The organism is Devosia sp. CAU 1758, from assembly GCF_054482695.1.
This window is the reverse complement of the sequence record NZ_JBTLRJ010000006.1, coordinates 207,236-218,882: the sequence shown is the minus strand read 5'-3', so window position 1 is coordinate 218,882 and position 11,647 is coordinate 207,236. Positions and strand designations below refer to the sequence as shown.

Annotated in this window: 8 protein-coding genes; 2 read left to right on the top strand and 6 right to left on the bottom strand. The window is 62.9% G+C overall.

Features of this window, described 5'->3' with window-relative positions; genetic code table 11:
• The first annotated feature begins 917 nt into the window (after positions 1 to 917).
• Positions 918 to 2,882 carry a M23 family metallopeptidase gene (locus ACXYMS_RS18145; RefSeq protein WP_458908256.1) on the top strand — a complete coding sequence of 655 codons (1,965 nt, stop codon included), beginning with the start codon at positions 918 to 920 and terminating at the stop codon, positions 2,880 to 2,882.
• A 6-nt stretch (positions 2,883 to 2,888) separates the two neighbouring features.
• On the opposite strand, the gene ACXYMS_RS18140 is transcribed toward ACXYMS_RS18145, so the two are convergent.
• Together ACXYMS_RS18140 and ACXYMS_RS18135 are read right to left on the bottom strand one after the other, a co-directional pair.
• Positions 2,889 to 3,227 (bottom strand): VOC family protein, encoded by a 339-nt coding sequence (locus ACXYMS_RS18140; RefSeq protein ID WP_458908255.1) that lies wholly within the window; start codon positions 3,225 to 3,227, stop codon positions 2,889 to 2,891.
• A 97-nt stretch (positions 3,228 to 3,324) separates the two neighbouring features.
• Positions 3,325 to 4,236 (bottom strand): LysR family transcriptional regulator, encoded by a 912-nt coding sequence (locus ACXYMS_RS18135; RefSeq protein WP_458908254.1) that lies wholly within the window; start codon positions 4,234 to 4,236, stop codon positions 3,325 to 3,327.
• A 96-nt stretch (positions 4,237 to 4,332) separates the two neighbouring features.
• Here ACXYMS_RS18135 and ACXYMS_RS18130 point away from each other — a divergent pair, with 96 nt between their 5' ends.
• Positions 4,333 to 5,340, top strand: a complete 1,008-nt coding sequence (locus ACXYMS_RS18130; RefSeq protein ID WP_458908253.1) for an MBL fold metallo-hydrolase — start codon at positions 4,333 to 4,335, stop codon at positions 5,338 to 5,340.
• A 54-nt stretch (positions 5,341 to 5,394) separates the two neighbouring features.
• Here ACXYMS_RS18130 and clpB read toward each other — a convergent pair whose 3' ends face one another.
• The 4 genes from clpB to prfA all read right to left on the bottom strand — a co-directional run bounded on the left by clpB (position 5,395) and on the right by prfA (position 11,275).
• Positions 5,395 to 8,010: an ATP-dependent chaperone ClpB gene (clpB, locus tag ACXYMS_RS18125; RefSeq protein WP_458908251.1), complete on the bottom strand. Its 2,616-nt coding sequence runs from the start codon at positions 8,008 to 8,010 to the stop codon at positions 5,395 to 5,397.
• Between the two features lie 367 nt (positions 8,011 to 8,377).
• A complete protein-coding gene (locus tag ACXYMS_RS18120; protein WP_458908250.1) occupies positions 8,378 to 8,971 on the bottom strand; it encodes a DUF4167 domain-containing protein in 594 nt (197 codons plus the stop codon).
• A gap of 346 nt (positions 8,972 to 9,317) precedes the next feature.
• Entirely contained in the window at positions 9,318 to 10,175 is an 858-nt protein-coding gene (gene prmC, locus ACXYMS_RS18115; protein ID WP_458908262.1) for a peptide chain release factor N(5)-glutamine methyltransferase, read from the bottom strand.
• A 23-nt stretch (positions 10,176 to 10,198) separates the two neighbouring features.
• On the bottom strand, positions 10,199 to 11,275 hold the full coding sequence (gene prfA / locus ACXYMS_RS18110; RefSeq protein WP_458908249.1) for a peptide chain release factor 1: 1,077 nt from the start codon (positions 11,273 to 11,275) through the stop codon (positions 10,199 to 10,201).
• Positions 11,276 to 11,647 lie beyond the last annotated feature (372 nt).

Below are 11,647 nucleotides of genomic sequence, written 5' to 3'. Positions count from 1 at the left end.
TGCCGCCAGCGTTCGTTCTGAGCCAGGATCAAACTCTCAAGTTTGAAATCTGACATGGTCGCTGAATGCACATTTGCGTTTGACGAGGACACACATCAATCGCACCAACCAAAGTCGGCGCGTATTAAAGAGTGTACCTCAGAAACGTGCACCCATCGAAAGTCTAACAACTTCCACCGGAGTAAACCCCAGCTTCAGCCCGCAAGAACCTCGCCGTCCACGTTTCTCTTTCTTCAATCTTCACAATGTCAAAGAGCTGACCCAGTGCCCAAAAGGAACAAAGCGTCGGTGAAGGCGGAGCCTTCGTGTTCTTTCAGAGAAACGCGATCCGGTGTCCGGTTGCCCGGCAGATCGTCTGCCCTGTCAGATTGCGCTGAACTGTGGGAGCAACAAGTGCTCGCGTCGTCAACGCTGGCGGGTTGTAGTCGAGACGTTTTCGTCTGTCAACACCCCATTTTCTCTTTTCCGCCGAGACCGAAATTCGAAAACCTGAAACCGAAAATTGCTCACGATTTCAGAGGTTTGCTTCCGAACTCGCCGCCGTCTGGCGCCGCGCTCTTCAGCGATGGGCGGGTTATAGAGACCGCTTGTGCCACTGGGAAGCCCCCTTATGGCAAAAACGCCATTTTTCTTGGCCGTCCAATCAGGACAATGTGGAAAACTCGACCAGACCACCAGTGATTAAAGGGGTCTCCGCCGACACTTCACCAGATGGGTGTTGGCATGGCAAAGTTCAAGACCGCCTTTGGTCGCCCTCCGAGGCAAGCGACTCCCAGTTTCGCCGCATTTATGCGGGATAGGCCGAAAGCATTGCGAACGCCTGCGCGCGTACGTAGGTTACGCGCGACGCGCAAGCGTCCATAGCCGGATCAACCGGCGGGGGAACCGATCCCGTCACGCATCTGAAGGATGGAGCGTTGAACGCGACGCAAAGACGACGGCATGTAGCGCTGCTGCACGCCACCGGCTACGAGGACAGCCCGGCACTGACCGTGCAATCCACGGATGGCGAGATTCCACAGGGGCGCGAACTCAGCTTCGCCTGGCTCAGCGGCACGGTCATGACGGGCCTGACCAGCGTGCTGCTGATGGGCGCGGCACTCTATGTCTCGTTTCAGGGCCAGGACACCTTCTCCACCGCCTATGCAGCGCTCAACCTTGCGGCCCCCCGCATCGACCAGCCTCTGGCCACGGACCTGACATCCAAGACCTCGCGCCTGCGTCCGGTCGCGGCCACGCGCTCCGACCGTGAAATCGTCGAGGCCGCAATACGCCAGACCGTTGAGGGCCGCGAGATCATCCGCAATCAGCCTTTTGTCCGTATCACCGCCACGCTGGCCACGACCAGCACGTCCCTATCCGCCGATGTGCCGGCCTACGATCCGGTGGCCATCCTCAACAAGACCCAGCCTCTGACCAGTGCAACTCTCGACATCGCCACCGATGTTTATGGCACCGATATTGACGGTGAAGTCGCCGTGAGCCAGACCGGCATGCCATCCGGCTTCGTGCCGGTGCGGTCGGTTTCAGACCAGAGCGCCGCCGATTTTGTAAGAAACACGGCCGGCGCCCAATTCTCGGTCGACGGCGGAACCCCGGTGCTGGCCTACGCCGCCCTGGCGCCAACCCTGCGCGACCTGGCCGGTTCCGAGGCAGCGAGCATCAACGGCGTCGCCGAGAATGTCACTGTCGTCCCCAAGACCACGCTTGCCTCCGGCGAGGGGCTGGGCCGCACAGAGCGGTTCCTCACCGTGCGCGAGATCGGACCGCTGCGCGACACGCTGGAGCGCAACGGCTTCTCCCCGGCCCAGGTTGGCATGGTTGAAAACACACTGGCCAATCTCATCCCTGCCGCCGGGCTGCCGGCTGGCATCAGGCTGCGCATCCTCTATGGCCCGCTCTCCCACTCCGCGGACAGCCTGGTTCCCTACCGCATGTCGATCTACCGGCCTGATGGCGCGCCCGGCGACCGGCACATCGCCACCGTGGCACTGTCCGACAATGGCCAATATGTCGTTGGCCTGCAGCCCGACTGGGTGGATTTCCCCACCGAGGACGTCGAGCAGATCAATGTGGGCAATTTGCCTACTATCTACCGGTCCATCTGGGAAACCGGCCGCAAGCACGACCTGAGCGCCGAGACCATCGAGCGCATCATCGGCATGTTCGCCTATGATATCGACATGACCAAGCGCATCACCGCTGGCGACACGATCGAAATCCTGGAAGCCGGCGACGTCGATGAGATGTCGGCAGACGATTTGCTCTATGTCAGCCTCACGCTCTCGGGCACCAAGCGGCAGCTCTATCGGTTCACCACCGAAGACGGCGTGGTGGACTTCTACGACCCCGACGGCGAGACCGGGAAGCGCTTCCTCAACCGCCGGCCGCTTGAAGGCGGCGGCACCCTGCGTTCCCGCTTCGGTTATCGCATCCATCCGATCTTCAAGACCAGGCGGCTCCACACCGGCGTTGACCTTGCGGCCCGGTCGGGCACGCCGATCTATGCGGCTGGCGACGGCGTCATCTCCTACTACAAATGGCAGTCGGGCTACGGCAACAAGGTCGAGATCCAGCATGTCAACGGCTACGAGACCGCCTATGGCCACATGTCCCGCTATGTTGACGGACTGGGCGTGGGGTCCAGGGTACGACAGGGTCAGCTCATCGGCTATGTCGGGTCCACCGGCCAGTCCACCGGCCCGCACCTGCATTTCGAAATTCTCATCAACGGCAATCTGGTCGATCCGCTCAGCGTCAAGCTGCCCAAGGACAACGTGCTTGCCGCCCAGTATCGCGAAGAGTTTGACCAGACCATTGCCCAGATCAACGACCTGATGGCCCGCGAGCCTGCGCCAGTCTCGGTTGCAGAAGCCAACTAAAGGCTTCTATTCAGGTCGACTGACATAGACGGCCAGCTCGTTCCCTCCCGGCTCGCGAAAATGAAAGCGCCGTCCGCTCGGAAAGTCGAACTGCGCCCGCGTGATCGCGCCGCCGGCAGCCAGGACGCGTCTCTCGGCATCGTCCAGGTCGTCCGTTCGGATGACGGCCATGGTGGCCTCTACCCGGCCTTCCGCCTGATCTACCCCACCGTCGAGACCCGCCCCCTCGACGCCGTCATAGTCGGGGCCATAGCTGGTGATGCCCCAGCCAAAGGCTGCGCGAAAGAAATTGCTGGTGTCCGACCGGCTGGTCGATGGAAATTCGATATAGTCGATGCGCTCCACCGTGAACTCGCTTCTCCCTGGATGAGGGGCCAACTGTCGGCCGATCATAAGATGTTCTTATTATGTTCTAGCTGGACCCGGGCCGACCTGCAAGGTCTTAGAGATCGGGGCTGATGGTAAAACCGCTCATGCGGGAAAGGTGCTCAACCAGCACTGTGCGAAAAGCGCGCACATTGGGGCTGTCGCGAAGATGCTCACGGGTGACCAGGTAAAGCGGCTTTGGGACCGGTGCGTAGCCCGGCAGCACATCCTCCATGGCACCCGCACGCATCTGGTCCTCGATGAAAAACCGCGGGGCCTTGGCGAAGCCCATTCCGCCCAGCACGGCATGGAGTGTCAGATCGGGATGTTGCGCAGAAAATGACGGCGTGACCGCGACCGACAGGGTCTCCTCGTCATGCACCATCGCAATCGCGTGCTCCTCGGGATCTTCGCGATACTGCACATAGCTCAGCCGTGCCAGATCATCGGGGGCAGAGGGTCGTCCTACCGCCGCCAGATAAGCGGGCGACGCTACAATCGCGCCCTCCATGGTGGCAATGCGGCGCACCAAACCCCGGCCTGAACCTTGCGTACCGCCACGCAGTGCCACATCGATGTCTTCGGCCTCCAGGTCCACCACCTTGTCCGTCGGCAGCACGATGACACGCAGCGCCGGATAACGGCCTCGCATGTCGGCCAGCATCGGGCCCATGACCGCCTGACCGAACAGCATGTTGACCGTCACTTTTAGCCGTCCGGCCACCTCGCCGCGCATTGCATCCAGCGCCGTCTGCATCTCGGCCAGCGACGAGAGGATGCGGTTCGCATGGTCCAGCACCACGTCTCCGGCGGGCGTGGGAGACACACCATTGCGCGAGCGCACCAGCAATTGCTGGCCCAGCGCGGCCTCGAGACTGGCCAGCTTCTGGCTCACCGCCGGCTGTGACACCGACAGCCGCCTGGCGGCTCCGGAGATCGATCCGGCATCCACCGCCGCAACCAGGCTGCGGAGCGCGATTACATCCATAACCACCTCTTATATCTACAAAAAGCTATTCCGGAGTTTTCCGAGAACAGATTATACCTAAATCGGGCAGGTCGTCACTTCTTCTGGGATAAGACCATGACCGAACACCTGCCCCATCTTTCTCGCCGTAGCCTGCTCGGCGCCCTTGCATTGGCCCCGGCGGCCCTGGTCATGCCAGGCCTTCTGGGCTCCAGCGGCGCCCGGGCCCAATCTCCCGCTGCCATGTCCGCGCCTGCCGGCGCCATCGCCCGCCACCGCATTGGCGAGATCGAGGTCATCGCCCTTTCCGACGGTTTTGGCGCCGTACCCACCGGGGTCATGGTGGGCCTTGAGGACGGCGCTGCGCGCCTTGCCGCGACCCAGGCCCACAAGCCGCATGACCCGGACAACATGACCATTTCCATCAACGCCTATGTGATCCGCACCGGCAATCGGATCATCGCAGTGGATTCCGGGGCGGGCAGCGCCATGGGTCCCACACTCGGCGCCTGGCAGAACAGCCTGGCGCTGGCGGGCATTGCGCTCGAGGAGATCGATACGCTCTTTCTCACCCATGCCCATACCGACCATGTCGGCGGCCTGAGCGACAGCGTTTCCACCCGCATCCTCCCCAATGCGCAATTGGTGGCAGCGGAGGCCGAATGGTTCTTCACCCATGACGAGGGCGTGTTCGCCTCCGTTCCCGACGCGTTCAAGGGCAACTTTCTTGCGTCCCGCGCCCTGTTGGGGCCCTATGCCGAGGGTCGCAACATGCTGTCCATGACCCGGGAGAGCGACATTGCGCCCGGCGTCACGGCCGTGCCCATGCCGGGGCATACGCCCGGTCATATGGGCCTGCGCATTGAAAGCAATGGCGAAAGCCTGCTGATCTGGGGGGACATCGTCCATGCCCCCGCCTATCAGTTCAGCCATCCGGACTGGTCGGTGGCCTTCGATGCCGATATTCCCACCGCAATTGCCAGCCGCCAGCGGCTCTTCGACATGGTCGCGAGCGACGATCTGCTGGTGGCCGGCATGCATCTCGACTTCCCGGCCCTGGGCTATGTCGAACGCCGTGACAACGCTTACCGCTATATCGCCGCCCCGCCCGATTTCAGCGCCTGAGACAGGCTTGGGGGCCGGTCGCCTGACCGGCCCCCATTCCATCTTGAGTTACGCCTAGGCGGCCGCTTCGGCCTCGGCATTGCCGCCCGGCTGCAGCACGATGCCGCTGTCATCGGCGTCGACCAGCACCCTTCCCCCGTCGCTGACCGTGCCCGAGAGAATGGCATCGGCCAATTCGTCCTGCACTTCACGCTGGATGACGCGCTTGAGCGGTCGGGCGCCATAGGCCGGGTCATAGCCTTCATTGGCCAGCCACTCGCGGGCCTTGGGCGTCAGCTCCAGGGCAATGTCGCGATCCTTGAGCAGGGCTTCGAGCCGCCCGAACTGGATATCGACAATCGAGGCCATGTGCTCGCGCCCGAGGCGATGGAACAACAGGATCTCGTCGATGCGGTTGAGGAATTCGGGCCGGAATGCCGCCTTGACGGCATCGAGCACCTTGCCCCGCACCAGTTCCACCGGATCACCATCCTTGAGCTCAACCAGATATTCCGCGCCCAGGTTCGAGGTCAGGATGACCACCGAATTGCGGAAATCGACGGTGCGACCCTGCCCATCGGTCAGCCGTCCATCATCGAGCACCTGCAAGAGCACGTTGAACACATCGGGATGGGCCTTTTCGATCTCGTCGAACAGGATCACCTGATAGGGTCGCCGGCGCACCGCTTCGGTCAGCACCCCGCCCTCGTCATAGCCGACATAGCCCGGAGGGGCGCCGATCAACCGCGCCACCGAGTGCTTTTCCATGAACTCGCTCATGTCGAGCCGCACCATGGCGGTCTCGTCATCGAACAGGAACTGGGCCAGCGCTTTGGTCAGCTCGGTCTTGCCCACGCCCGTGGGGCCGAGGAACATGAACGAGCCGATCGGCCGATGCGGGTCTTGCAAGCCGGCCCGAGAGCGGCGAACCGCCTTGGCGACGGCGCGGACCGCTTCGGCCTGGCCGATAACGCGGGCGCCCAGCGAAGTCTCCATGTGGAGGAGCTTTTCCCGCTCCCCTTCCAGCATCCGGTCAACCGGAATGCCGGTCCAGCGCGACACCACCTGGGCAATGTCGGTGGCCTCGACGGTTTCCTTGGCCATGCGCGGATCGGCCTTGCCATCGCCATCGGGATCATCGGCCGCAGCCAGCCGTTTTTCGAGATCGGGAATAACGCCATAGGCAAGCTCGCCCGCCTTGGCCAAATCCCCCCGGCGTTGCGCGATCTCGAGTTGGCCACGCGCCGCATCGAGCTCTTCCTTGATCCTGGTCGAACCTTGCAGCCGCTCTTTCTCGGCCATCCACTTGGCCGATAGCGTCTGGGCCTGTTCTTCGAGGCCCACAAGATCCTGCTCCAGCCGTTCCAGCCGCGTGCGCGAACCCTCGTCGGTTTCTTTTTTCAGCGCCTCGCGCTCGATCTTCAATTGCATGATCCTGCGATCCAGCTCGTCCAGCGCCTCGGGCTTGCTGTCGACGGCCATGCGCAGGCGAGCCGCGGCCTCGTCCATCAGGTCGATGGCCTTGTCGGGCAGGAAGCGGTCGGTAATGTAGCGGTTGCTGAGGGTCGCTGCGCTCACCAGCGCCGAGTCGGCAATCCGGATGCCGTGGTGCAACTCATACTTTTCTTTGAGACCCCGCAGGATCGAGATGGTGTCTTCGACCGTCGGCTCCGACACAAAGACCGGCTGGAAGCGCCGGGCCAGGGCCGGGTCTTTTTCCACATGCTTGCGATATTCGTCGAGCGTCGTGGCCCCCACGCAGTGGAGCTCACCGCGCGCCAAAGCGGGCTTCAAAAGATTGGACGCATCCATGGCGCCCTCGCTCTTGCCGGCGCCGACCAGCGTGTGCATCTCGTCGATGAAGAGCACGATCTGCCCTTCGGCAGACGTGACTTCGGAAAGGACCGATTTCAACCGTTCCTCGAACTCGCCGCGATATTTCGCACCGGCAATCAGTGCGCCCATGTCGAGCGCCAGGAGGCTCTTGTTCTTGAGGCTTTCGGGCACGTCGCCATTCACGATGCGAATGGCCAGGCCCTCGGCAATGGCGGTCTTGCCCACGCCCGGTTCGCCGATCAGCACCGGATTGTTCTTGGTGCGACGGCTCAGCACTTGGATGGTGCGGCGGATTTCCTCGTCGCGCCCGATCACGGGGTCGAGCTTGCCCTCGCGCACGTCCTGGGTCAGGTCGCGGGCATATTTCTTGAGAGCATCATAGGTATTTTCGGCCGAAGCGCTGTCGGCGGTACGGCCCTTGCGGATGGCCTCGATGGCCGTATTGAGGCCCTGCGCGGTCACGCCGGCAGAACTCAGGATCTTGCCGGCATCGGTGTCCTTCTCAATCACCAGCGCCAGCAGCAGCCGCTCGACCGTGACAAAGCTGTCGCCGGTCTTCTGTGCGGCCTGTTCGGCCGTGTCGAAAACCCGCGCCAATTCACGGCTGAGATAGAGTTGGCCGGCATCGCCGGAAACCTTGGGAATCTTGTTGAGCGCGGCTTCCACGCCCGCCCGCGCCGCCTTGGCGTCGCCCCCGGCCTTGTTGATCAAGCCGTCGGCCATGCCCTGGTCATCGTCGAGCAGGACCTTGAGCAGGTGAATGGGCGAAAACTGCTGGTGGCCCTTGCCCAGGGCCGCCGTCTGCGCGCTCTGGATGAAGCCGCGCGACCGTTCGCTGTATTTTTCAATATTCATGCAACTCTCCTGGTCTCGCCCGCCATGCGGCCCATCAAGGCACCGGCATGACGGCGGAAGCGTCGTTTGGACAATGCCCGGATCGGCGCATCGTTCGCACTAGATGTAGGTATCGCAACCCCGAACAAAAGGGGGGCACGCCGCACAATCGTCGCTGCCCGCACGGCCCGCTCGGGCAAGCGGCAGCGGCGAGGCAGCGGCCCTACTAGACAAGGCAAGAGAATAGCGCTTGTTCGGCAGGGACATATTCGAGGTTCCCCTGGCGCACTGCCTTCGAGGGTGGAGAGGCCAGTATGCCGCAGCCCGCGGAAGCGAGGAAAACAAAATGCCGGGCGCTGGGCCCGGCATTTTTCATTCTGGTCTCTGCCTACTCGGCCACATTGCCGGTGAGGAAGGCCGGCAGGTCCGGCACGTCCGGCTGCGGGGCATTGCCCGGATCGGATCCGCCCTCACCACCCGCCGGGCGACGACGGCGCGGACGCCGTTCACGCGGCTTGCGCGGTGTCTGCTCGCCATCGCCTTCGGCGGCATCGGCAGCAGCCTCTTGAGCCGGCAGTGCCTGGTTATCGCCCTGCGACGATTCGGTCTCGTTCTCATTGTTCTGCTGCGCGTGTTGCGCTGGCTGCGGAGAGGAGAAACGCGAATTGACGTCATTGGCGTCATCGTCGAAATCCACCTCGTCCTGGCTCTGCCCGTCGCGCGGACCGTTCAGGGCCTGCTGGGCGGAGGAGACGATGCGGAAATAATGCTCGGCATGCTGCAGGTAGTTTTCGGCCATCACCGAATCGCCCGAGGATTGGGCGTCGCGAGCAAGCTGCAAATATTTCTCGGCCACATGGGCGGCGTTGCCGCGCACCTTTACGTCAGGGCCGTTGCTCTCATAGTTGCGCGACAGCGGATTGACATGCTTGCGTCCGCCGTTCCGGCCACGCTGCCGGTTCTTGTTCTGGTTTGGTCTCATCGGGTCGCTTTGTCTAACTCTGAAAGTTAAGCGTCACATCATGGGGGCTGACCGGTACAAAAGGCCCGATCCGGCCCGTGACCCCGGCGGTGGTACGAGCGCACCGTGCGGGATTTATATGGCTTCATGAAGACCGAATGCGGTCGGCAGCGACCTACGGAAAAGTCCGTCCCGTCCCTCGCGTCGTTCCGGCTCGCCGGAACCGCGCTGCTTTCGGCAGCTCAATGCATTTTGGATCGGGTGTGATCGCTGCGGCGCTCATGATGCGCCACTGACAGCACCAACAAACTAACCGCTTCGCTCCGGCTTGGCCAGCACAAACTGCGTTTTGGCTTAACCGGGCCGTCTACTCCTTCCCCAAGTGGTGCGCCAGAACCACACGATCAAGCCCGTTGAGGTCCTTGTGAACGGCAATATCGTCAAAGCCCTGTTGACCGAATAGCGCCGGCACACTGCCCCCCTGGTCGTGCCCGATCTCCACCATCACCCAGCCATCTGGCCTGAGGAAGCGCGCCGCTCCAGTGGCAATGACCCGGTAGGGCCCCAGCCCGTCAGGTCCGCCATCAAGCGCCAGGCGCGGATCGAAATCCTTGACCTCTGGCGCCAGCGCCTCGACTACAACGCTGGTGATATAGGGCGGATTGGAGAGAATGAGATCGAACTTTTCGTGCTCTGCTACCGTCGGCAAGGCGAGAGCCAGCGCCTCGAACCAGCTTCCTTCGGCAAAGCCCAGCCGCTCATCCACGCTGTGCCGCGTCGCATTGCGTCGCGCCATGTCCAGCGCATCGGGACTGAGGTCGGTCGCCAACCCGGTCGCATCGGGACGGTTGGCCAGGATCGAAATCGGGATACAGCCTGTCCCGGTCCCCAGATCGAGCAGGCGTCCGCCCTCAGGCAGCGCCTTGAGCGCCAGATCGACCAGCAATTCGGTATCGGGCCGCGGCTCCAGCGTTGCGTGAGTGAGCCCGAAGGCAAGGCCATAGAATTCCCGCTCACCAATGATGCGGGCTACCGATTCTCCACTCATCCGCCGCTGCATCAGTTCGGCGACCGCATGGGCGGCTTCGGGCGAAACCGGCGCCTGCTCGCCCGTCGCCAGTCCCAGCGCATCCAGACCCAGCGCATGGCTGGTGAGCAGCTTGGCGTCGAGCGCCGCTGTGTCGAAGCCCAGCCGTGCCAGCACATCGCGCCAGCCGCGCCACAGCGCGCCGATGCTGACGTCCTGGCTCAGTTGACCTGCTCCATGGCGGCCAGCTGGGCAGCCTGGTTCTCGGTGATCAGCGCCTCGATGAGCTCGTCCAGCGCTTCCCCGGCAATCACCTTGTCGAGCTTGTAGAGCGTGAGATTGATCCGGTGGTCGGTCACGCGCCCCTGCGGGAAATTATAAGTGCGGATGCGTTCGGAACGGTCGCCCGAGCCCACCTGTCCCTTGCGCTCGGCCGAGCGGGCGCTATCGCGCTCCTCGCGCTGCAACTCATAGAGCCGCGAGCGCAAGACGACCATTGCCTGGGCCCGGTTCTGGTGCTGGCTCTTCATGGCAGAAGTGACCACAAGTCCGGTCGGCAAATGGGTGATGCGCACCGCCGAATCGGTGGTATTGACGTGCTGGCCGCCAGCGCCAGAAGCCCGCATCGTGTCGATGCGGATATCCTCGTTGCGGATCTCAATGTCGATGTCTTCCACTTCCGGCAACACCGCCACCGTGGCCGCCGATGTGTGGATACGCCCCGAGCCTTCAGTTGCTGGCACGCGCTGCACCCGGTGCACGCCACTCTCATATTTCATGCGCGCATAAACGCCCTTGCCCGAGACATTGGCGATAATTTCCTTGAAGCCCCCCATTTCGCCGGGGCTTTCTTCCATCACCGTGACCTTCCAGCCGCGCCCGGCCGCATAGCGCTCATACATGCGGAAGAGATCGCCCGCAAACAGCGCCGCCTCGTCGCCGCCCGTTCCGCCGCGGATTTCCAGAATAATGGATTTCTCGTCCGCCTCGTCCTTGGGCAGCAGCATGATGCGGATCGACTGTTCGAGCCGCTCGATGGTGTCGTCCAGCACCTCGATTTCGGCCTCGGCCATTTCGGCCATGTCCCTGTCGCCGCTTTTCAGCAGCGCCTCAGCTTCGGCGCGGTCGCGCTGTGCTTTCTTGAATGCCGTGATCTCGCCCACGATTTCGGAAAGGTCCGAATGCTCCTTGGAGAGCCTGGCCAATTCGTCAGGTGCGGCGCCACTGGACAGCGCCGCTTCGATATATTGGAAGCGCGTTTCAAGGGCGTCGAGCTTGTCCTGGGGTAGAGCGGGCATGGGCGGGCTTTCGGGGCAATTGTCAGCGTGGCTGTAAAGACCGCAAGCATCAAGTTCAAGTGGCCAGGACCCAACCCGGCCCTGGAGGCATGCCCATGCGCCAGACGGCATCGCTGCTTCTGGTTCTGAAACTGGACGTATCCCGAGGCGCGTGCGTCTCAGTAAATTTGAATAGATAGAGACGTCGCCGCCTCGGGACACCGGTTTTTCGTAGAGGACTCCGGTCCCCATTGAACGCTCGTCGCAGGGTGACCGCTTCCTAGACGCACAACTGGAGCGACCCAGCTATGCCCGGCTCCCCCCGCAAAGTTCGCTGCAGTCCGTCCGCGCGGGAGTGATGGGTGGGAGTATAGGGGCGGACTGAGGGGGCGG